General features: G+C 58.6%; 24 protein-coding genes. 18 read left to right on the top strand and 6 right to left on the bottom strand.

Annotated features, from left to right (window positions below):
• From rpsE to bfr, 12 genes are all read left to right on the top strand, one after another.
• Nucleotides 1–501 (top strand): 30S ribosomal protein S5, encoded by a 501-nt coding sequence (gene rpsE, locus BM416_RS27300; protein ID WP_003186035.1) that lies wholly within the window; start codon nucleotides 1–3, stop codon nucleotides 499–501.
• A gap of 2 nt (nucleotides 502–503) precedes the next feature.
• Nucleotides 504–680 carry a 50S ribosomal protein L30 gene (gene rpmD, locus BM416_RS27295; RefSeq protein ID WP_003176408.1) on the top strand — a complete coding sequence of 59 codons (177 nt, stop codon included), beginning with the start codon at nucleotides 504–506 and terminating at the stop codon, nucleotides 678–680.
• Between the two features lie 3 nt (nucleotides 681–683).
• The gene (rplO, locus tag BM416_RS27290) at nucleotides 684–1,121 is read left to right on the top strand and encodes a 50S ribosomal protein L15 (RefSeq protein ID WP_003176407.1); all 438 of its coding nucleotides are present in this window, start codon (nucleotides 684–686) and stop codon (nucleotides 1,119–1,121) included.
• Nucleotides 1,122–2,450: a preprotein translocase subunit SecY gene (gene secY, locus BM416_RS27285; RefSeq protein WP_003194637.1), complete on the top strand. Its 1,329-nt coding sequence runs from the start codon at nucleotides 1,122–1,124 to the stop codon at nucleotides 2,448–2,450.
• A gap of 27 nt (nucleotides 2,451–2,477) precedes the next feature.
• Nucleotides 2,478–2,594, top strand: coding sequence for a 50S ribosomal protein L36 (gene rpmJ / locus BM416_RS27280; protein WP_002555468.1), 117 nt, complete (start codon nucleotides 2,478–2,480; stop codon nucleotides 2,592–2,594).
• 129 nt (nucleotides 2,595–2,723) lie between these two features.
• Entirely contained in the window at nucleotides 2,724–3,080 is a 357-nt protein-coding gene (rpsM, locus tag BM416_RS27275) for a 30S ribosomal protein S13 (protein ID WP_024077676.1), read from the top strand.
• Nucleotides 3,081–3,110: 30 nt separating this feature from the next.
• Nucleotides 3,111–3,500 carry a 30S ribosomal protein S11 gene (gene rpsK, locus BM416_RS27270; protein WP_002555466.1) on the top strand — a complete coding sequence of 130 codons (390 nt, stop codon included), beginning with the start codon at nucleotides 3,111–3,113 and terminating at the stop codon, nucleotides 3,498–3,500.
• An 18-nt stretch (nucleotides 3,501–3,518) separates the two neighbouring features.
• Nucleotides 3,519–4,139, top strand: coding sequence for a 30S ribosomal protein S4 (gene rpsD / locus BM416_RS27265; protein ID WP_003176404.1), 621 nt, complete (start codon nucleotides 3,519–3,521; stop codon nucleotides 4,137–4,139).
• Nucleotides 4,140–4,161: 22 nt separating this feature from the next.
• Nucleotides 4,162–5,163 (top strand): DNA-directed RNA polymerase subunit alpha, encoded by a 1,002-nt coding sequence (gene rpoA / locus BM416_RS27260; protein WP_003176403.1) that lies wholly within the window; start codon nucleotides 4,162–4,164, stop codon nucleotides 5,161–5,163.
• Nucleotides 5,164–5,204: 41 nt separating this feature from the next.
• On the top strand, nucleotides 5,205–5,591 hold the full coding sequence (gene rplQ, locus BM416_RS27255; RefSeq protein ID WP_003176402.1) for a 50S ribosomal protein L17: 387 nt from the start codon (nucleotides 5,205–5,207) through the stop codon (nucleotides 5,589–5,591).
• Between the two features lie 237 nt (nucleotides 5,592–5,828).
• Nucleotides 5,829–7,277, top strand: a complete 1,449-nt coding sequence (locus BM416_RS27250) for a catalase (RefSeq protein WP_092490074.1) — start codon at nucleotides 5,829–5,831, stop codon at nucleotides 7,275–7,277.
• A 155-nt stretch (nucleotides 7,278–7,432) separates the two neighbouring features.
• Nucleotides 7,433–7,897 carry a bacterioferritin gene (gene bfr, locus BM416_RS27245; RefSeq protein WP_017525959.1) on the top strand — a complete coding sequence of 155 codons (465 nt, stop codon included), beginning with the start codon at nucleotides 7,433–7,435 and terminating at the stop codon, nucleotides 7,895–7,897.
• 66 nt (nucleotides 7,898–7,963) lie between these two features.
• Here the strand turns inward: bfr and uvrA are convergent, their stop codons facing one another.
• Complete coding sequence (gene uvrA / locus BM416_RS27240; protein ID WP_092490073.1) at nucleotides 7,964–10,798, bottom strand: excinuclease ABC subunit UvrA; 2,835 nt, start codon at nucleotides 10,796–10,798, stop codon at nucleotides 7,964–7,966.
• A gap of 178 nt (nucleotides 10,799–10,976) precedes the next feature.
• Here uvrA and BM416_RS27235 point away from each other — a divergent pair, with 178 nt between their 5' ends.
• From BM416_RS27235 to tam, 3 genes are all read left to right on the top strand, one after another.
• Nucleotides 10,977–12,371 (top strand): MFS transporter, encoded by a 1,395-nt coding sequence (locus tag BM416_RS27235; RefSeq protein ID WP_015886131.1) that lies wholly within the window; start codon nucleotides 10,977–10,979, stop codon nucleotides 12,369–12,371.
• Nucleotides 12,372–12,380: 9 nt separating this feature from the next.
• Entirely contained in the window at nucleotides 12,381–12,896 is a 516-nt protein-coding gene (locus BM416_RS27230) for a single-stranded DNA-binding protein (RefSeq protein WP_003232445.1), read from the top strand.
• Between the two features lie 204 nt (nucleotides 12,897–13,100).
• Nucleotides 13,101–13,862 (top strand): trans-aconitate 2-methyltransferase, encoded by a 762-nt coding sequence (tam, locus tag BM416_RS27225; protein WP_092490072.1) that lies wholly within the window; start codon nucleotides 13,101–13,103, stop codon nucleotides 13,860–13,862.
• Between the two features lie 21 nt (nucleotides 13,863–13,883).
• On the opposite strand, the gene BM416_RS27220 is transcribed toward tam, so the two are convergent.
• Complete coding sequence (locus tag BM416_RS27220) at nucleotides 13,884–14,447, bottom strand: cysteine hydrolase family protein (RefSeq protein ID WP_092490071.1); 564 nt, start codon at nucleotides 14,445–14,447, stop codon at nucleotides 13,884–13,886.
• Nucleotides 14,448–14,543: 96 nt separating this feature from the next.
• On the opposite strand from BM416_RS27220, the gene BM416_RS27215 reads away from it, so the two are divergent.
• The 3 genes from BM416_RS27215 to BM416_RS27205 all read left to right on the top strand — a co-directional run bounded on the left by BM416_RS27215 (nucleotide 14,544) and on the right by BM416_RS27205 (nucleotide 17,526).
• Nucleotides 14,544–15,503 carry a GlxA family transcriptional regulator gene (locus BM416_RS27215; RefSeq protein WP_092490070.1) on the top strand — a complete coding sequence of 320 codons (960 nt, stop codon included), beginning with the start codon at nucleotides 14,544–14,546 and terminating at the stop codon, nucleotides 15,501–15,503.
• Between the two features lie 171 nt (nucleotides 15,504–15,674).
• Entirely contained in the window at nucleotides 15,675–16,781 is a 1,107-nt protein-coding gene (locus tag BM416_RS27210; RefSeq protein ID WP_092490069.1) for a DUF3182 family protein, read from the top strand.
• The gene (locus BM416_RS27205; protein ID WP_092490068.1) at nucleotides 16,771–17,526 is read left to right on the top strand and encodes an alpha/beta hydrolase family protein; all 756 of its coding nucleotides are present in this window, start codon (nucleotides 16,771–16,773) and stop codon (nucleotides 17,524–17,526) included. Before BM416_RS27210 ends, BM416_RS27205 begins: the two co-directional genes overlap by 11 nt.
• A 5-nt stretch (nucleotides 17,527–17,531) precedes the next feature.
• Here BM416_RS27205 and BM416_RS27200 read toward each other — a convergent pair whose 3' ends face one another.
• Genes BM416_RS27200 through BM416_RS27185 form a run of 4 tightly spaced genes read right to left on the bottom strand, consistent with a single transcriptional unit; the run spans nucleotide 17,532 to nucleotide 21,436 of the window.
• Complete coding sequence (locus BM416_RS27200) at nucleotides 17,532–18,488, bottom strand: lysylphosphatidylglycerol synthase domain-containing protein (protein WP_092490067.1); 957 nt, start codon at nucleotides 18,486–18,488, stop codon at nucleotides 17,532–17,534.
• Complete coding sequence (clsB, locus tag BM416_RS27195; RefSeq protein ID WP_092490066.1) at nucleotides 18,478–19,740, bottom strand: cardiolipin synthase ClsB; 1,263 nt, start codon at nucleotides 19,738–19,740, stop codon at nucleotides 18,478–18,480. The genes BM416_RS27200 and clsB overlap by 11 nt, the downstream gene beginning before the upstream one ends.
• Entirely contained in the window at nucleotides 19,737–20,513 is a 777-nt protein-coding gene (locus BM416_RS27190; RefSeq protein WP_027605176.1) for an endonuclease/exonuclease/phosphatase family protein, read from the bottom strand. Before BM416_RS27190 ends, clsB begins: the two co-directional genes overlap by 4 nt.
• Complete coding sequence (locus tag BM416_RS27185) at nucleotides 20,510–21,436, bottom strand: DUF72 domain-containing protein (protein ID WP_092490065.1); 927 nt, start codon at nucleotides 21,434–21,436, stop codon at nucleotides 20,510–20,512. Before BM416_RS27185 ends, BM416_RS27190 begins: the two co-directional genes overlap by 4 nt.
• Nucleotides 21,437–21,637 lie beyond the last annotated feature (201 nt).

Genomic DNA, 21,637 nt, shown 5'->3' with positions numbered 1-21,637 from the left:
ATGTCAAATAACGACCAAAAGCGCGACGAAGGCTACATTGAGAAGCTGGTTCAAGTTAACCGCGTAGCCAAAACCGTTAAAGGCGGCCGTATCTTCACTTTCACCGCGTTGACCGTGGTGGGTGATGGTAAAGGGCGCGTTGGCTTCGGCCGTGGCAAGTCACGTGAAGTGCCTGCTGCGATCCAGAAGGCAATGGAAGCTGCCCGTCGCAACATGATCCAAGTTGATCTGAACGGCACCACGCTGCAGTACGCAATGAAGTCCGCTCACGGCGCTTCGAAGGTGTACATGCAGCCTGCTTCTGAAGGTACCGGTATCATCGCTGGCGGCGCTATGCGTGCTGTCCTCGAGGTTGCTGGTGTTCAGAACGTTCTGGCCAAGTGCTATGGCTCGACTAACCCGGTAAACGTGGTTCACGCCACTTTCAAGGGTTTGAAAGCTATGCAATCTCCTGAATCCATTGCCGCCAAGCGTGGCAAAAGCGTCAAGGAGATCTTCTGATCATGGCTACCGTTAAAGTAACGCTGATCAAAAGCATGACCGGCCGCATCCCTAACCACAAATTGTGCGTTAAGGGTTTGGGTCTGCGTCGCATCGGTCACACTGTAGAAGTCCAGGATACTCCCGAGAATCGCGGGATGATCAACAAGGCTTACTACATGCTGCGTGTCGAGGGTTAATCGATGAAACTCAATGATCTGAGTCCAGCGCCGGGTTCCCGTCGCGAAAAGCATCGTCCGGGCCGTGGTATCGGTAGCGGTTTGGGTAAGACTGGTGGCCGTGGCCACAAAGGTCAAACCTCCCGCTCCGGTGGCACCATTGCTCCAGGCTTTGAAGGCGGTCAACAGCCGCTGCATCGTCGCCTGCCTAAGTTCGGCTTCGTTTCCCTGAAGGCCATGGACCGCGCAGAAGTGCGTCTGTCCGAGCTGGCTAAAGTGGAAGGCGACATCGTTACTGTGCAGACCCTGAAAGATGCCAACGTGATCAACGTCAACGTACAGCGTGTGAAAATCATGCTGTCCGGTGAAGTGACTCGCGCTGTCACTATCGGCAAGGGAATCGGCGCCACCAAAGGTGCGCGTTCGGCTATCGAAGCAGCTGGCGGCAAGTTCGAGGAATAAATGGCTAAGCAAGGTGCTCTCTCAGCGCTCGGCAAAGGCGGTATGTCTGAACTTTGGGCTCGTCTGCGTTTTCTGTTCCTGGCGATTATCGTCTACCGAATAGGCGCACACATCCCGGTTCCAGGTATCAACCCGGACCGACTCGCAGACCTGTTTCGACAGAATGAGGGGACCATTCTTAGCTTGTTCAACATGTTTTCTGGCGGTGCGCTGGAACGGATGAGCATTTTTGCACTGGGGATCATGCCGTATATCTCGGCATCGATCATCATGCAACTGATGACCGCCGTCAGCCCGCAGCTGGAGCAGTTGAAGAAGGAAGGTGAAGCTGGCCGTCGCAAGATTAGCCAGTACACCCGCTACGGCACTGTCGTCCTCGCCCTGGTCCAAGCTATCGGCATGTCCGTTGGCCTGGCAGGGCAGGGCGTTGCGTTCACTGGTGACTTTGGCTTCCATTTCGTCGCGGTATCCACGTTTGTGGCTGGTGCGATGTTCATGATGTGGCTGGGTGAGCAGATTACTGAGCGTGGTGTTGGTAACGGTATCTCGATGTTGATTTTCGCAGGTATCGTCGCCGGTCTTCCGAGGGCAATCGGGCAGTCTTTCGAGTCTGCACGTCAGGGTGATATCAATATCTTCGCTCTGGTTGCCATCGGTTTGCTGGCAGTAGCGATTATCGGTTTTGTGGTGTTCATTGAGCGTGGCCAGCGTCGTATTGCTGTTCACTACGCCAAGCGTCAGCAGGGCCGTAAGGTTTTTGCTGCGCAGACCAGCCACTTGCCGCTGAAAGTGAATATGGCCGGTGTTATTCCGGCAATTTTCGCGAGCAGCATTTTGCTGTTTCCGGCTTCGTTGGGTACCTGGTTTGGTCAGTCTGAAAATATGGGCTGGCTGCAGGACCTCTCTCAGTCGATCGCTCCTGGTCAGCCGTTGAATATTCTGCTGTTTAGTGCAGGGATTATTTTCTTCTGCTTCTTCTATACGGCGTTGATGTTCAATCCGAAAGACGTAGCGGAAAACCTGAAGAAGTCCGGTGCCTTTATTCCGGGTATTCGTCCAGGTGAGCAGTCGGCACGCTACATTGATGGCGTTCTGACTCGTTTGACCCTGTTCGGTGCTCTATATATGACGGCCGTGTGCTTGTTGCCCCAGTTCCTGGTGGTTGCAGCAAACGTTCCGTTCTACCTTGGCGGGACCTCGTTGCTGATCGTGGTCGTGGTTGTGATGGACTTCATGTCCCAAGTACAATCGCACCTCGTTTCGCACCAGTACGAATCCCTGATGAAGAAAGCCAACCTGAAGGGTTACGGCAGCGGCATGTTGCGCTGAGTACCCATAAGGTTCGAGGAGTTGGTGATGAAAGTTCGTGCATCGGTGAAAAAGCTGTGCCGTAACTGCAAGATTATTCGCCGCGAAGGTGTTGTTCGAGTAATTTGCAGCGCGGAACCGCGTCACAAACAGCGCCAAGGCTGAGTGTGATCCGCTTGAAGCCCGGCAGCTAGTGCGCTGCCGGGTTGATTATTTGTTATTACAGCGATATTATCTCGCGCCCTATTTCTTGGCTTCCGGGGCGTAGGTAGCTGTCAATTGGAGTCCCACTGAATGGCCCGTATTGCAGGCGTTAACATTCCAGATAACAAGCACACTGTTATCTCGCTGACCTACATCTATGGTGTTGGTCGCACTACTGCGCAGAAAATTTGCGCAGTTGCTGGGGTAAACCCAGCCGCTAAGATCAAGGATCTGAGCGACGAGCAGATTGAATTGCTGCGTGGCGAAGTGGCGAAGTTCACCACTGAAGGTGACCTGCGTCGCGAAATCAACATGAAAATCAAGCGTTTGATGGACCTCGGTTGCTATCGCGGTCTGCGTCATCGTCGTGGTCTTCCAGTACGCGGTCAGCGTACCAAGACTAACGCGCGTACCCGTAAAGGTCCGCGTAAGCCGATCCGCAAGTAATCGCCCCAGCGAATCGACAGGAAAATTATCATGGCAAAACCTGCTGCTCGTCCTCGTAAAAAAGTTAAAAAGACAGTGGTTGATGGCATCGCCCACATCCATGCATCTTTTAACAACACCATCGTGACCATCACCGACCGTCAAGGTAACGCGCTTTCTTGGGCTACCTCCGGTGGTTCGGGTTTCCGCGGTTCCCGCAAGTCCACGCCGTTTGCTGCTCAAGTAGCTGCTGAACGTGCTGGTCAAGCTGCGCTGGAATATGGCCTGAAAAACCTCGACGTTAACGTCAAAGGTCCAGGTCCAGGTCGTGAGTCTGCTGTCCGTGCTTTGAACGGCTGTGGCTATAAGATCGCCAGCATCACCGACGTGACGCCAATCCCGCACAACGGGTGCCGTCCGCCGAAGAAGCGCCGCGTGTAATCCAGGAGATTGTAAAGAATGGCTCGTTACATTGGTCCAAAATGCAAACTCGCTCGTCGCGAAGGCACCGATCTCTTCCTGAAGAGCGGCGTGCGCGCGATCGAATCGAAGTGCAACATTGAAGCAGCACCTGGTATCCACGGCCAACGCCGCGGTCGCCAGTCCGATTACGGCACCCAGCTGCGTGAAAAGCAGAAGGTCCGTCGTATCTACGGCGTTCTCGAGCGTCAGTTCAGTGGCTACTACAAAGAAGCTGCTGGCAAGAAAGGTGCAACCGGTGAAAACCTGCTGCAACTGCTCGAATGCCGTCTGGACAACGTTGTATACCGTATGGGCTTTGGTTCGACTCGTGCCGAATCCCGTCAGCTGGTATCGCACAAGTCGATCAGCGTTAACGGTCAGACCGTAAACGTTCCGTCCTACCAGGTTCGTGCTGGTGACGTGGTCGCAGTTCGCGAGAAAGCAAAAAACCAACTTCGCATTGTCCAAGCTCTCGATCTGTGTGCCCAACGTGGCCGCGTAGAATGGGTAGAAGTAGACACTGAGAAGAAGTCGGGCGTTTTCAAGAACGTTCCTGCTCGCAGTGATCTGTCCGCCGACATCAACGAAAGCCTGATTGTCGAGCTCTACTCCAAGTAAGGGCTAGAAAATAGGTGCATCCATGCAGATTTCGGTAAATGAGTTCCTGACACCCCGCCACATTGATGTGCAGGTTGTCAGTCCAACCCGCGCCAAGATCACTCTCGAGCCTCTCGAGCGTGGTTTTGGCCACACCCTGGGCAACGCGCTGCGCCGCATCCTGTTGTCCTCAATGCCCGGCTGTGCAGTAGTCGAGGCCGAGATTGACGGTGTGCTCCACGAGTACAGCGCCATCGAAGGTGTACAGGAAGACGTAATTGAAATCCTGTTGAACCTTAAAGGTCTGGCTATCAAGCTGCACGGCCGTGACGAAGTTACGCTGACCTTGTCGAAGAAGGGTTCGGGGGTGGTTACCGCTGCCGATATTCAGCTGGATCATGATGTCGAGATCGTTAACCCCGATCACGTAATCGCTAACCTGGCGTCTAACGGCGCCCTGAACATGAAGCTCACCGTAGCTCGTGGTCGTGGTTATGAACCGGCCGACTCGCGTCAGAGCGATGAAGACGAAAGCCGCAGCATTGGTCGCTTGCAGCTTGACTCTTCGTTCAGCCCGGTTCGCCGTATCGCATACGTGGTGGAAAACGCCCGTGTCGAGCAGCGTACTAACCTGGACAAGCTGGTTATTGATCTGGAAACCAACGGTACTCTGGATCCTGAAGAGGCTATCCGCCGCGCTGCAACCATTCTGCAACAGCAGTTGGCTGCGTTCGTCGACCTCAAAGGTGACAGCGAACCAGTGGTAATCGAGCAGGAAGACGAGATCGATCCGATCCTGCTTCGCCCGGTTGACGATCTGGAACTGACTGTACGTTCGGCTAACTGCCTTAAGGCGGAAAACATTTACTACATCGGCGACCTGATTCAGCGTACCGAAGTAGAACTGTTGAAGACTCCGAACCTGGGCAAGAAATCCTTGACTGAAATCAAGGACGTTCTGGCCTCCCGCGGTCTGTCCCTCGGCATGCGCCTCGACAACTGGCCGCCTGCAAGTCTTAAGAAGGACGACAAGGCGACTGCCTGATCGTCGTAATCACCGAACGTGAGTTTGGTAAGGAATGAACCATGCGTCATCGTAAAAGTGGTCGTCACCTGAGCCGTACCAGCTCGCACCGCAAGGCCATGTTTCAAAACATGGCGGTGTCGCTGTTCGAGCACGAGCTGATCAAAACTACACTGCCGAAAGCTAAAGAACTGCGTCGCGTTGCTGAGCCGCTGATCACTTTGGCCAAGACAGACAGCCTGGCTAACCGCCGTCTGGCTTTCGACCGTACTCGTTCGAAAGCTATCGTTGGTAAGCTCTTCAACGACCTGGGCAAGCGTTACGCTACCCGTGAGGGTGGCTACCTGCGCATCCTCAAGTGCGGTTTCCGCGCTGGCGACAACGCGCCTATGGCGTACGTCGAGTTGGTTGATCGTGCTACTGCCGGCGAAGCTGTAAGCGCCGAGTAAGACGACAAGCTGTAACGAAGAACCGGGCCTAGTGCCCGGTTTTTTGTGGGCGTAACAAAAGCGCGATTTGTACAAGCTTCCTCAGACAGCGCTCAGCACTATGTGCGCGGGGGTATTGTTAGTTATTTTCTATTGAAGCTTACGATTTAATGAATTTGTAGGTGTCATGTCGATGGTCAATACTCCCTCCAAGCCGATTAGCCGGCAGTTCCAAGTCCGACCTGAGGAAAATTGAGCATGAGCCAGAATAAAATCCTTACCACCGCCAGCGGCGCTCCCGTTGCGGATAACCAGAATTCCCGTTCAGCCGGCCCGCGCGGCCCGCTGCTTCTTGACGATTTTCACCTGATCGAGAAACTTGCCCATTTCAACCGTGAAAACATCCCTGAGCGTCGCGTACACGCCAAGGGGTCGGGTGCCTACGGGACCTTCACGGTCACCCGGGACATTACCCAATACACCAGCGCCAAATTGTTCGAGTCCGTTGGTAAGCAAACTCCAACGTTCCTGCGTTTCTCTACTGTGGGCGGTGAACGTGGCTCGGCAGACACTGAGCGCGACCCTCGTGGTTTTGCCTTGAAGTTCTACACCGAAGAAGGTAATTGGGACATCGTGGGTAACAACACACCGGTGTTCTTCATACGCGATCCGCTGAAATTCCCAGATTTCATCCACACTCAGAAGCGGTTGCCGCAAAGCAACCTGAAAAGCGCGCAAATGATGTGGGACTTCTGGTCGCACTCTCCAGAGGCGCTGCACCAGGTCACCATTCTGTTTTCGGATCGTGGTATTCCCGATGGCTACCGTCATATGCACGGCTTTGGCAGCCACACCTACAGCTTGATTAACGCCAGCGGCGAGCGGCACTGGGTGAAGTGGCACTACAAAACCAAGCAAGGCATCAAGAACCTGGCGCCGGCTGAAGCGGCCCGCCTGGCCGGTACTGATCCTGATTACGCCCAGCGTGATCTGTTTGGTGCGATCGAGCGCGGTGACTTCCCGAAATGGCGGGTCTGCATCCAGATCATGACCGAGGCCCAGGCGAACGCCCATTACGAGAATCCGTTTGATGTGACCAAGACCTGGTCGCAGAAAGAATTCCCGTTGATTGAAGTGGGTGAGCTGGAACTTAACCGCAACCCGCAGAACTACTTCGCTGAAGTAGAGCAGGCTGCATTTGGCCCAAGCAACATGGTTCCAGGCGTTGGCCTGTCGCCAGACCGTATGCTCCAAGGTCGGGTTTTCGCTTACGCAGATGCTCACCGCTACCGCGTGGGTACCAACCACCAGCAATTGCCGGTGAATGCTCCGCGTAGCCCGGTCAACAGCTACCAGCGTGATGGTTCGATGGCGTTTGGCAGCAATGGTGGGGCCACACCGAACTACGAACCGAACAGCTACGCCGAAGCTCCGAAGCAAGCGCCACAGTACGCTGAGCCTGCATTGCCCTTGAGCGGTGCGGCTGATCGTTACGATCACCGTGAAGACACCGACTACTACAGCCATGCTGGTGCGTTGTTTCGTCTGATGAGCGATGAGCAGAAAGCGTTGCTCACCAGCAATATCGCAGGGGCAATGGGCGGAGTTTCCGATGATGTGGTCCAGCGTCAATTGCAGCACTTCTACAAGGCAGATCCTGCTTATGGAGAAGCAATCGCAAAGGCACTGGGTGTATCGCTTAACTGACTCTAAACGATAAGCAGAACCGCCCTCATTTGGGCGGTTTTTGCGTTATTTCAGCTACTTTTCTGCGGAAATCTTCACTTTTCTGCCGTTAGTCCCGTGACCTCCGAGTCAGCATGGTTCAAACTACAGACTTTCAAGCAGGGAGATGTAGGGCGATGCAAGGTCACCCCGACGTAATCGATTACCTCAACACGTTGCTGACGGGCGAACTGGCAGCTCGTGACCAATATTTCATCCACTCGCGCATGTACGAAGACTGGGGTTTTACCGAACTCTACGAGCGTATCAACCACGAAATGGAAGAAGAGGCACAGCACGCCGATGCACTGATGCGCCGTATCCTGATGCTCGAAGGCACGCCACGTATGCGTCCCGACGATCTGGATGTGGGCACCAGCGTACCTGACATGCTTGCAGCGGATCTTCGTCTTGAATACAAAGTGCGTGCTGCTCTCTGCAAGGGCATCGAGCTCTGCGAACAGCACAGCGACTTCGTCACGCGGGAAATCCTGCGCGTGCAGTTGAACGATACCGAAGAAGATCACACCTACTGGCTGGAAAAGCAGTTGGGCTTGATCAAGCTGATTGGCCTGGAAAACTACCTGCAATCGCAGTTCTGATTTCCAACTACAAAAAAGCCCCTGTCACCTCAGCAGTGACAGGGGCTTTTTATTGAGCTTGATAAATCAGGCCCGGTCGCGCGCCAGCAATGGTTTCAAGTAGTAGCCCGTATGCGATTGTGGCATCTCGGAGACCTGCTCCGGCGTACCTACCGCAATGATCTGGCCACCCTTGGATCCGCCTTCCGGCCCTAGATCCACCAGCCAGTCGGCCGTCTTGATCACATCCAGGTTGTGCTCAATCACCACTACGGTGTTGCCGTGATCGCGCAAGCGGTGCAACACATCCAGCAATTGCTGAATATCCGCAAAGTGCAAGCCAGTTGTCGGTTCGTCCAGGATATACAAGGTCTTGCCCGTATCGCGTTTGGACAGCTCGCGAGACAGCTTAACCCGCTGCGCCTCACCACCGGACAGCGTGGTCGCCGACTGCCCCAGCTTGATATATGACAGACCCACATCCATCAGCGTCTGCAGCTTGCGCGCAAGCGCCGGAACCGCATCAAAGAACACCCGCGCTTCTTCGATGGTCATCTCCAGGGTCTCGTGGATGCTCTTGCCCTTGTACTTGATCTCCAGAGTCTCGCGGTTGTAACGCTTGCTCTTGCACACATCGCACGGCACGTAGATGTCCGGGAGGAAGTGCATCTCCACCTTGATCAGGCCATCGCCCTGGCACGCTTCACAGCGACCGCCCTTGACGTTGAACGAGAAGCGGCCTGGCCCGTAGCCCCGTGAACGGGATTCCGGCACGCCAGCAAACAGCTCACGAATAGGCGTGAACAGCCCGGTGTAGGTCGCGGGGTTGGAGCGCGGTGTGCGGCCAATCGGGCTTTGGTCGATATCGACCACCTTGTCCAGGTGTTCCAGGCCCTTGATGCTGTCGTGCGCGGCGGCTTCCAGGGTGGTGGCGCCGTTCAAGGCGGTGGCACTCAAGGGGAACAGCGTGTTGTTGATCAGCGTCGACTTGCCTGAGCCGGAAACACCGGTCACGCAGGTCAGCAGGCCCAGTGGTATTTCCAGGTCAACATTGCGCAAATTGTTGCCGCGCGCGCCCTTGAGGTGCAACGCCATCTTCTTGTTGCGCGGTGTACGCTTGGTTGGCACTGCGATCTTCACGCGACCGGACAGGTACTTGCCGGTCAACGAGTCGGGATGTGCCATTACCTCGGCAGGCGTGCCCTCGGCGACAATATGTCCTCCATGCACGCCGGCGCCTGGGCCAATATCGACCACATAGTCCGCCAGGCGAATCGCGTCTTCATCGTGCTCGACCACGATCACCGTATTGCCGATATCCCGCAGGTGTTTCAGCGTGCCAAGTAGGCGATCGTTGTCCCGCTGGTGCAAACCAATCGAAGGCTCATCGAGGATGTACAACACCCCCACCAGGCCGGCACCAATCTGGCTGGCCAGGCGAATTCGCTGCGCCTCACCACCGGACAACGTGTCCGCGCTGCGATCAAGCGACAGATAGTCCAGGCCAACGTTAACCAGGAACTGCAGGCGCTCGCGAATCTCCTTGAGGATCTTGTCGGCAATTTCCCCACGGCGCCCGGTGAGCTTCAGTACACCAAAGTATTCACAGGCATCGCCGATCGGCAGGTTGGTCACCGCCGGCAGCGTCTTCTCACCCACCCACACATGCCGCGCCTCACGACGCAGGCGAGTGCCCCGGCAATCCGGGCACGGTTGGGTGCTGAGGAATTTTGCCAGCTCCTCGCGCACACTCGCCGATTCAGTCTCGCGGTAGCGCCGCTCCAGGTTCGGCACGATGCCTTCGAACGGGTGGGAGCGCTTGACGATGTCGCCACGGTCGTTCAGGTACTTGAAGTCGACGTTCTGCGAGCCGCTGCCATTAAGGATGACTTTCTGCTGGTCTGCCGGCAGTTGGTTGAAAGGTACTTCAAGGCTGAACTTGTAATGGGACGCCAACGACCCGAGCATCTGGAAGTAATAGACGTTACGCCTGTCCCAGCCGCGTATCGCGCCCTCCGCCAATGTCAGGTCGCCGTTGACCAGGCGCTTGATGTCGAAGAATTGCTTCACGCCCAGGCCATCGCAGGTCGGGCAGGCACCGGCCGGGTTGTTGAAGGAGAACAGCTTGGGCTCCAGCTCGCTGATGGCGTGGCCACAGATCGGGCAGGCAAAGCGCGCGGAGAAGATGATCTCTTCACCCGGCTCGTCATCCATCGGCGCCACCAGGGCAATGCCATCCGCCAGCTTCAACGCGGTCTCGAACGATTCCGCCAGACGCTGCTGCAGGTCGGACCGCACCTTGAAGCGATCGACCACTACATCAATCGAGTGCTTCTTCTGCTTGTCGAGTTTCGGCGCTTCGTCCAGCTCATACAGCTTGCCGTTGATACGCGCACGTACGAAACCTTGAGCACGCAGCTCTTCGAATACAGAGAGATGTTCGCCCTTGCGCTCGCGAATCACCGGCGCCAGCAGCATCAGCTTGGCACCTTCCGGTTGGGCCAGCACCAGGTCGACCATCTGGCTGACGGTCTGCGCTTCCAGCGGAATGTCGTGGTCCGGGCAGCGCGGGATGCCTACCCGCGCGTAGAGCAGGCGCAGGTAGTCGTAGATTTCGGTGATGGTGCCCACGGTGGAGCGTGGGTTATGGGAAGTCGACTTCTGCTCGATGGAAATCGCCGGCGAGAGGCCTTCGATGGTGTCGACGTCCGGCTTTTCCATCATCGACAGGAACTGCCGGGCATAGGCCGACAGCGATTCCACATAGCGACGCTGACCTTCGGCATACAGCGTGTCGAACGCCAGGGACGATTTGCCGGAGCCGGACAAGCCGGTGATGACGATCAGTTTGTCCCGGGGCAGGGTCAGGTCGATGTTCTTCAGGTTGTGGGTTCTAGCCCCACGAATCAGGATCTTGTCCAAGATGGCCTCGCACGGCGGGCGTAAATAATGCAGGAGTATACGGCTAAAGACTGGATGAATATACACTGTCAAAGTGCCGGGTGCAGCCTTACATGAAAGCTGCGCGGCAAAGCGCCGCATATACCCTCTCAATCGATGGGACTGGTAGAATCGCCGCCGGTTCACACGAGGTTTTTCCATGCACGATCCCCACAGCGAACGCATGAGTAGCGGCGAGACCCGGGCAGCAAGCGGTCTGGCCCTGGTGTTCGCGTTCCGTATGCTTGGCATGTTCATGGTGTTGCCGGTACTGGCGACCTATGGAATGGATCTGGCAGGCGCGACCCCCGCACTGATCGGCCTGGCGATTGGCGCCTATGGCCTGACCCAGGCGATTTTTCAGATTCCGTTCGGAATCATTTCCGATCGGATTGGCCGGCGTCCGGTGATTTACCTCGGGCTGATTGTCTTCGCCCTCGGCAGCGTGCTCGCGGCACAATCCGATTCGATCTGGGGCGTGATCGCCGGACGCATCCTGCAAGGTGCCGGGGCGATTTCCGCTGCCGTCATGGCGCTGCTTTCCGACCTGACCCGTGAGCAACACCGCACCAAGGCCATGGCCATGATCGGCATGACCATCGGTCTGTCGTTCGCCGTGGCTATGGTCGTGGGCCCGTTGCTGACGCGTGCCTTTGGCTTGCATGGCTTGTTCCTTGCCACCGGCGGCATGGCGTTGTTCGGGATCGTGATCGTGGCCTTCATGGTGCCGCGCTCCACTGGCACATTGCAGCACCGTGAGTCGGGCGTCGCACGCAAGGCCCTGTTGCCGACGCTCAAGCACCCGGATCTGTTGCGCCTGGATTTAGGTATCTTCGTATTACACGCAATGCTGATGTGCAGCTTCGTCGCCTTGCCCCTGGCGCTGGTGGAAAAAGCCGGGCTGCCCAAGGAACAGCACTGGTGGGTCTACCTCACGGCACTGCTGATTTCGTTCTTCGCCATGATCCCGTTCATTATCTATGGCGAGAAGAAACGCAAAATGAAACGAGTTTTGCTCGGCGCCGTCGCGACATTGATGCTCACTGAACTATTCTTCTGGCAGTTCGGCGACAGCCTACGGGCGCTGGTTATCGGTACGGTGGTGTTCTTCACCGCGTTCAACCTGCTGGAGGCTTCGTTGCCTTCGCTGATCAGTAAAGTTTCACCGGCCGGTGGCAAGGGCACGGCGATGGGGGTGTATTCCACCAGCCAGTTCCTGGGTTCGGCGTTGGGCGGCATCATGGGCGGCTGGATGTTCCAGCATGGCGGTTTGTCGGTTGTGTTCCTTGGATGCGCCGGGCTGGCTGCACTTTGGTTGGCCTTTGCTGTTACCATGCGCGAACCTCCCTACGTCACAAGTCTGCGTTTGCCGCTATCGCCTGAGGCGATCCGTGAAAGCGGCCTGGTAGAGCGCCTGAAGGCCGTCGTAGGGGTAACGGATGCTGTCGTGGTCGCGGAAGAGGCGGCCATTTACATCAAATTGGACACCGAATTATTGGATCGCGCGACGCTTGAGCAACTGGTCAACCCAGTGCCGACAGCGCGCCCAGCATAGGAGAACGTTATGGCCCGTGGGGTTAACAAAGTCATATTGGTCGGTACATGCGGCCAGGATCCCGAAGTTCGCTACTTGCCTAACGGTAACGCCGTGACCAACCTGAGTCTGGCGACCAGCGAACAGTGGACCGACAAGCAGACCGGCCAGAAGGTCGAGAAAACCGAATGGCACCGTGTGTCGATGTTCGGCAAGGTCGCAGAGATCGCCGGTGAATACCTGCGCAAAGGTTCGCAGGTCTACATCGAAGGCAAGCTGCAAACCCGCGAGTGGGAAAAAGACGGCATCAAGCGTTACACCACTGAAATCGTGGTCGACATGCAAGGCACCATGCAACTGCTGGGCGGTCGTCCACAGGGCGACCAACAAGGCCAGGGCGGTATGTCCAACTCGGCACCGCGTCCACAGCAGTCGCGTCCGCAGCCAAGCCAGCAGCCACAGCGTGAGTCACGTCCAGCGCCGCAACAGGCCGCTCCGCAACCGGCTCCGGATTTCGACAGCTTTGATGACGATATTCCGTTCTAGGATATCGCTCGGCGCAATCCGTATAGCTTTCCCAAAAAGCCCCGTGAGCCCTGCTCTCGGGGCTTTTTTGTAATTTCGTGATGCATGAAGCTGCACCCGTAACGGATTAAATCATGGGATGGACGATCGCTGGCCCTGGCATTTGTCCTCAGGGGCCACTCGATTTAGGCTGTAACCCACTTCCACAGAACAAGGAGAGCCGCGATGACCTGGTCTGCCAAGCAATACACGATGTTTGAACAACAACGCACTCGTCCGGTCCGTGACCTGGTCGCGGCCATTCCGAATACCGCGGTGCACACAGCGGTGGACCTGGGTTGCGGCCCCGGCAACTCCACCCAGGTATTGGCCGAGCGTTTCCCGCAGGCGCAGGTGACGGGCCTGGACAGTTCCGAGGATATGCTGGTCGACGCCCGCAAGCGCCTGCCCGCGCTGAACTTTGAGCTGGCGGACATCGGTGCCTGGAGTCCGTCGCAGACATTCGACGTGATCCTCGCCAACGCTTCGCTGCAATGGCTGCCAAACCACGCCACGCTCTATCCGCATCTGGTCGACCAGTTGACGCCTGGCGGCACGCTCGCCGTACAAACCCCGGACAACCTCAATGAACCCGCCCACCGGCTGGCGCGTGAAGTGGCGGCAGATGGCCCATGGGCGGCAAAGATCGGCGCGTTCCAACACAATGAGCGCCACTCGGTGAGCTACTACTACGAGTTGCTGAGCCAACACTGCAGTACCGTGGATGTGTGGCACACCACGTACCAGCATCCGCTGTCGGATCATGCCGCTGTGGTGGAGTGGTTCAAGGGCTCGGGCTTGCGACCCTTTCTCGCGCCACTGACCGATAGCGAAAAAGCCGCTTTCCTACAGGAATACCAGGCGCGGATTACACGGGCTTATCCAGCACTAGGCGATGGCACTGTATTACTGCCCTTCCCGCGCCTGTTTATCATCGCGACCCGCTGACGGCACAGAAGCAAGCAGCGCTTACGCCGCTGCTGCTTGCGCCTCCAAATACTCATCCGCCGACACTACGCCCGCGTAGCCAAATGCCAGCGACGCCATATACGCGCCATGCACCTGCGCCGCCGGAATCACCTGCCCGTTGAATTCCAGATCGCGGGTGGCACACGCGTCATGAATCACCGTGACCTTGTAGCCCAGGTCCGCTGCCGCCCGCACCACCGCATCGATGCACATATGGCTCATGCTGCCGACCACCACCAGTTCGGTGATGCTGCGCTGTTCCAGAAGGGCGCGTAGAGGGGTTTCGCGGAACGCATTCACGAAATGTTTAAGCACCACCGGCTCGCTGCCCTCGTTCAGCACCTTGGGGTGCAAATAGGCACCCTCAGAGTTCGGCGTGAAAAACGGTGCATCCTCGGACGTGAACTCATGGCGCACATGAATCACTGCATCCCCGTTCTGGCGAAACGCCTGGAGCACCTGCGCAGCCTTGTCCGCGGCGGCTTCCACGCCATCGAGCGGCCACTTGCCTTGAGGGAAGTAGTCGTTCTGGATATCGATTAGGATGAGCGCTTGCTTGGCCATGGGTATTGCCTCGTGATGGGTTGATGGGGCCAGTATGTTAGCTGGCGCCGGGGCGGGGGATTGGCTGCACCGACAATAACAGGGGGAAAACTGACAATGGCGGTTGTTGAGCTGGGCGTGTTGATCTACCACGGTGCGCAGTTGGCAGCGGTGCATGGGCTGACCGATCTGTTCGGTGTCGCCAACCGGATCGCCGCCGAGCATCAATCCGCACAGCTGCCGTTGCTGCGGGTGAGCCACTGGCAGGTAGATGGCCATGGCACACCCACGCGGGTATTCGACAGCCACCCAGGGCCTGAGCAACCGATGATGGCGGTGCTGGTGCCGCCTTCAATCGGCGAGTTCACCGAAGACCAGGCGCCGCCCGCACTGCTCGAGTGGATTCGCCAGCAACACGCAGCAGGCACCGTGCTCGGCGGCGTATGCATCGGCTCGATCCTGCTGGCGCGCAGCGGTCTGTTGGACGGGCGCAGCGCCACCACGCATTGGTCCTCAGCCAAATCCTTCGCGACCCGTTATCCGGCTGTACGCCTTGAGGCGGATAAACCGATCGTCGATGACGGCGACCTGATCACCACCGCCGGGCTGATGGCCTGGTCCGAGCTGGGCCTGCGCCTGGTCGACCGCCTGATGGGCCCCAGCGTCGCCGCCGCTACCGCGCGTTTCCTGGTGATCGAGCACAGCGACAGTGCCAGCCAGTGCGGCAGCAACTTTGCGCCGATCCTCAGCCATGGCGATGCGGCCATCCTCAAGGTCCAGCATTGGTTGCAAGCCAGTGGCGCGGTGGATGTGTCCGTGGCCGCCATGGCGCAAGAGGCGGGGCTGGAAGAGCGCACGTTCCTACGGCGTTTTCGCAGTGCCACGGGATTGAAGCCCACCGAATACTGCCAGCATTTACGTGTCGGCAAGGCGCGGCAAATGCTGGAGTTCACCACCGCCACCATCGACCACATCGCCTGGACCGTGGGGTATCAGGACCCTGGTGCGTTTCGCGCCACCTTCAAGAAGATCACCGGTTTGGCACCCAGTGATTACCGCAGCCGTTTTGGCGTGTGAATCGTGCAGAACGCCCCACGGTCAAGGGGGTGTCGTGCAGAATAGTACAGGCCAACTGCTATCGCTTTTTGCGCAAGCGATTGATTTCAAAGCCATCACTTTTGAACCTGCCTTGGCCTGATCCCTGCAACCTTCCACCCACACACATGGCGGGATGGCCAAGGGGGATGCATGACCCCGACTCAACGCAAGAAATGGGTAGTCGCTCACTCCACGCGAGAGGGCGCTCCCCGGCATGAAGTCGAAACCAACCGAGCCCTTGCGCGCTGGCTGGCGCAAATCCTTGGGCTCAAGTACGGCGGTGATTACGATCCACGCAAACACGCCGGCCGTGAACGCTACCTGCTTCCCACGCAAACACTGATTGGCCCTGCACAGGCGCGGGCCCTTGATATCAAGGGGCCCGAAGACCTGTGGGGCGGTTATGTGGAGCATGATTTCATCGGCACCAAAGCCATCAGTCACGGCCTGGGGCCGGACGCCGCGGCCCCCGAAGGCTGGTCGCCCTTGTTCTGCGAGCGCGTGCGCGACGTTGTGCTGGACGGCCTGAGCGTATTTGCGCTCAACGATGCACAGGAAGCCGCCAAACGCCTGCTCTACAGCGGGCCGATCCGCCTGAAACCGGTGCATGCCTGCGCCGGGCGCGGCCAGGAAGTTATCCACAGCCTGGATGAGTTCGAGGCTGTGCTGGCGCGCCCCGAAGCGGGCCGGATGTTCAGCGAAGGCGTGGTGCTGGAACAAGACCTGCACGATGTGGTCACCCATAGTGTGGGCCAGAGTTTTATCGGCGATCACGTCATCAGCTACTGCGGCGAGCAATACCTGACCCAGGACGGACAGGGCGAGGAGGTCTACGGTGGCTCCAACCTGCTGGTGGTGCCTGGCGGTTATGACGATTTGCTCAAGCTCGAGCTGCCCGGCGACGTGCGCCAAGCCATCGAGCAAGCCCAGGTCTTCGACGCGGCCGCCGATGAGGCTTACCCGGGTTTCTACGCGTCCCGGCGCAACTACGATATCGCCCAGGGCCTGGACAGCGACGGCCAGCGGCGCAGTGGTGTGCTTGAACAATCCTGGCGCATGGGTGGCGCCAGCAGCGCGGAAGTCGCGGCGCTGCAGAGCTTTATCAACCACCCGGGCCTCAAGGCCATTCAGGTGTCTTCGGTAGAAACATACGTGGACCAGGCGCTGCCCGCGGATGCTATCGAGGTGTACCGAGGCCCGGCGGAAAACAGCGACTTTCTTCTCAAGTACGTGACGGTTAAATCTTATGACGGCTAGAAGCGAAAGCATTGCGATCGACATCGACGACGAACAGATGAGCGGCACGTTCCTCAGCCCCAAATCGAAGGTGCCGGGGGTGTTATTCGTGCACGGCTGGGGCGGTAGCCAGGAGCGTGACCTGGAGCGCGCCAAAGGTATCGCCGGCCTGGGATGCGTGTGCCTGACGTTCGATCTGCGTGGCCACGCGGGCACAGGTATCCCCTTGTCCCGCGTCACCCGGGAAGACAACCTGCGCGATCTGCTGGCGGCCTACGACCGACTGCTCTCGCACCCGGCCATCGACACCTCGGCGGTGGCGGTGGTGGGCACCAGCTACGGCGGCTACCTGGCGGCGATTCTCACCTCATTGCGTCCGGTGCGCTGGCTGGCGCTGCGCGTGCCGGCGCTGTACCGCGACCAGGAATGGCTCAAGCCCAAGCGTGACCTCGATAAGGCCGACCTGATGGATTACCGCAGCACCCTGGTGCATGCCGAAACCAACCGCGCGCTGCATGCCTGCGCGCAATTTACCGGTGATGTGCTGATTGTCGAATCGGAAACCGACGACCATGTGCCCCACGCCACCATCATGAGCTACCGCGCGGCGTGCCAGCACACGCACTCCCTGACGCACCGCATCATCGATGGTGCCGACCACTCCCTGAGCGATCCAGTGTCACAACAGGCCTACACCTCGATCCTGGTGGACTGGATCACCGAGATGGTGGTGGGGGAACGGTTGAGCATCATCCAGTCCCAGTAACGCGATCATGCCGGTGTTTTCTTCACCCGTAGCGCCTTGGCTTTGGCCTCGACACCGAGGTACATCACCAGGGCGATCAGCAGCGGCAGGATAAAGTAGATGGCGCGATAGGCGATCAGCCCGGCCAGCAAACTGCCGCGCGACGCTTCATGTTGCAGCAGTGCGATAAACACCGCTTCCAGTACCCCGAGCCCGGCGGGGATATGGGTGATGACACCGGCGATCGCGCTGATCAGCAGCACGCCCAGCACCAGCGGGTAGTCCAGCTTGGCGGGCAACAAGGTGAAAATCACCGCCGCCATCAGCGACCAGTTCAACGCGCCCAATGCCAACTGCAAGCAGGCCATGCGCAGCGACGGCAGGTTGATCTCGATGCCGCGAATCGACCACGCACGCTTTTTCGAGAATTGGCACGCCGCCAGATAGCCCAGGCTCGCCAGCACCAACAGCACACCCACGCCCTGCAGGGCGCCGCTGCTGAGCTTCCAGCCCGGCGGCATGGTCACCAGGCCGCTGCTGAACACCACCCCGGCCAATGCCATATAACCGAACCAATTGGTGGCCAGGCTCAGCCCGAGAATCTTGGCGATATTGCCGGTGCTCACCCCCAGCCGCGAATACAGCCGATAGCGCATGGCGATTCCGCCGACCCAGGCACTCAGGTTCAGATTGAACGCATAGCTGATGATCCCGACCGGCAGGATCTGCTTCCAGCGCAGCGGTTGGCGAATGTAGGTGCGGCCGATCAAGTCGAAGCAGGCGTAGACGATAAAGCTGCACAACGTCAGCGTGCCCGCGATCAGCAGGGTGCGCAGCTTGAAATCGCCCAGGGTCTGGAACACTTCGCTCCAGTCGATACGCCTTGCGAGCAGGGTGAACAGCACGATCAGCAACAGGAAGAACGCCACGGTCAGCGGTTTCTTCCAGCGCTTGAAGCGTGAATCGCTGGCTTCAGATGTCATGGGTGCGAGCCTCGAAGGGTTTCAACCGTGGCTTGTGCGCCGGCAACCAGCCGGTCAGCGCGGGGAAGTGGCGCATCACATGGAACACCAGGAAACCGACGGTCAGTCGCCATAGCCACAGGCGCGGCTTGCGGTTTTCCGGCATGGTCTGGCAATGCTCCTTGGCCAGTGCGTCCAGGCGTTCGTACAGTTGCTGATTGAACGCCCGGTCACGAATCAGCACGTTGGCCTCCAGGTTCAGCGACAGGCTCAACGGGTCGAGGTTGCTCGAACCCACGGTGCTCCACTCGTCATCCACCAGCGCGACCTTGCCGTGCAGCGGGCGCTGGCAATATTCATGAATCACCACGCCATCCTTGAGCAAGTAGTCGTAGAGCATGCGCGCGGCCAGCTTGGCCAGCAGCACATCGGGCTGGCCCTGCATGATCAATTGCACCTTCACGCCACGGCGCGCCGCATTGCGGATCTCGCGCAGCAGGCGGTAACCGGGGAAGAAATAGGCATTGGCAATCACCGCGCGTTCCTGGGCTTTGCTCAAGGCATGGATATACGCCTCTTCAATGTCGTCGCGGTGTTGCAGATTGTCGCGGTAAATCAGGCGCACCAGGCCGTCGCCTGTATCGGTCGGCCAAGGCGATGGCCGTTGCTGGCGCCGTCGCCAACCGCGCCGTGTGCGCACCTGGCGGCCGCTTTGGGCGAGGGCGAAATGATGCAGGTCGGCCACCGCCGGGCCTATCACCTGAACCGCGTAATCCTGCTTGGCCTCGGGGCCGAAATCCCCCAGGTGATCGGCAGAAAAATTGATCCCGCCGATAAACGCCACGGCGGCATCCACCACCACGATCTTGCGGTGCAGGCGGCGAAACCAGTTGGTGCGAATACCCAGGGTCTTGGACGCCGGATCAAACATCTGCACGGCCACCCCGGCCTGGGCCAATTCGCCGAGAAAAGCGGGGCTCAGTTCACCGCAGCCAAAGCCATCCAGGCTGACCACCACCTTGACACCACGCTGCGCCGCGTCGATCAAGATGCGTTGCAGCTCATGGCCGACCTTGTCTTCGAAGAGGATAAAGGTCTCCAGCAGGATCTCCCGCTGTGCCCCGCGCAAGGCGTCGAACACTTTGGGAAAGTAGGCCTCGCCGTTCTCCAGCAACTCGAGCCGGTTGTCAGGCTGCCAGCCGTAATCGAGGTCGCGGGCCTTGGCTTCATCCGGCGGCTGGTCGGTAGCAATGTGCTCAACGGCAATGTTCATAGTTCAATCTCCACCGACAGGGGCACGTGGTCTGACAGATGGGACCAGGGGCGGGTGGTCAGCACCTTGGGGTTATGAATCTTTAGATTGCGCACATAGATGCGGTCCAGTGCCAGCAGCGGCAAGCGCGCCGGGAAGGTGCGTGCGAGTTTGCCGTGGGCCTGCATGAAGACTTCCTGCAGGCCGCTCTGGCTGAGGTCGGCGCGTTGGCGCCAGTCATTGAAATCGCCGGCCACCACCAACGGCGCATCCGCCGGGATCTCGCTGATACGCTGCTCCAACAAGCGCAATTGCTGCTGGCGATGCACCTCGCGCAAGCCCAGGTGGATGCAGATCGCATGCACTTCCTGTCCGGTGCCAGGCAAGCGCAGCACGCAATGCAACAGGCCACGGTTTTCATGGCCGCTTTGGGAGATATCGAGGTTGTCGTAGCGCACGATCTGGAATTTCGACAGCAACGCATTGCCATGATCGCCATGGGGGTAGACCGCGTTGCGCCCGTAGGCGAACTGCGGCCAGATGCTGTCGGCGAGGAACTCGTACTGCGGCATGTTCGGCCAGTCGCTGTAGCGCTGGGGATGGCGCTCGTGGGTGCCGTGGATTTCCTGCAGGAACACCATATCAGCGCCCACACTGCGCACTGCTTCGCGCAGTTCCGGCAGGATGAAACGTCGGTTCAAGGCGGTGAAGCCCTTGTGGATATTGACCGTCAGAACCGTGAAGTGGGTGATGGCGACGGTGGGCGTAATGGGGACCCATTCCGGATGCGTCATGGCAACACCCCCGGTTCAGGCAACTTGCCGGGTTCGGTGCAAAGCTGCCTGTCCAGCCCGAAACGCTGCAGCAAGTGGCGTGCATCGAAGGGCGCACGCACTTTGATGTCATTGTCGAAAAAGCAAAACACATCCCGCTGTTTGCGGGCGCGCGGTTTGTGCTGCGGGGCGGCCAGGTGCGCATCGGCCGGTTGCTTGCCGTGGGCCCAACGTTCGATGCGATCGCCCCAGCGCTTGAGGGCTTCATCGGTATAACCGCTGGCGTACAGCTGTTTGTCGCCGTGCAAACGCAAGTACATGAAGTTGGCGGTAACATCTTCGAGATACGGCCACTTGCCGGCGGTGTCTGCCACCACCAGCGCCACGCCGTGCTTTTCCAGCATCTGCACAAACTCCGGCACCGCAAAACTGTTATGACGAATCTCCACCGCGTGGCGCAGGGCGCGCTTGCCGTGGGCCTGCAGGCTGGCCTTGCCGTTCAGGCGCGGCTCATGCTGGTGGGCGAGGGTGGCGGCCTGCCGGGTGTCGGTGGGCAATTCGGCGAGGAAGGCTTCGAACAGCAGCGGATCGAATTTAAAGCTGGGCGGAAACTGCCACAGGATCGGGCCGAGTTTGTCTTTCAGCTCCAGCACTCCGGAGGCGAAGAAGTTCGCCATCGGCTTGTGCACATCCTGCAGGCGCAGGATATGCGTGATGTAGCGCGGTGCCTTGACACTGAACATGAAGTCTTCAGGCGTCTGGGCATACCACTCGGCGTAACGCTTGGGAGTTTGCAGCGCGTAGAACGAACCGTTGATCTCGATGCTGTTGACGGCGCGTGACGCAAACTGCAGCTCGCGTTTCTGGGTCAGCCCCTCGGGGTAGAAATCCCCCCGCCAAAGCGTGTAGCGCCAGCCGGAAATGCCGATATGAATCGCCGCCATGGTTACTCCCGTCGATGTGGGTCGATTGACCTCCGTTTTGGGATGACCGTGCAATTTGCGCGAAAGTTTCCACCGTCCTACAGACGGTGCAGGTTCAAAACTGTGCCAAGGGCCACCACGCCTCACCCCGGCATGCAGGCCGCATTTGATAGTTGCCCAAGCGGCAAAGATGCTGAAACAGGGGAACGATCAGTGCTCAAA

It is taken from the genome of Pseudomonas sp. NFACC42-2, from assembly GCF_900116055.1.
Taxonomy (GTDB): Bacteria; Pseudomonadota; Gammaproteobacteria; order Pseudomonadales; family Pseudomonadaceae; genus Aquipseudomonas; species Aquipseudomonas marginalis.
Note: the sequence above shows the minus strand (reverse complement) of the source record. Positions and strands in the feature narration are given on the sequence as shown.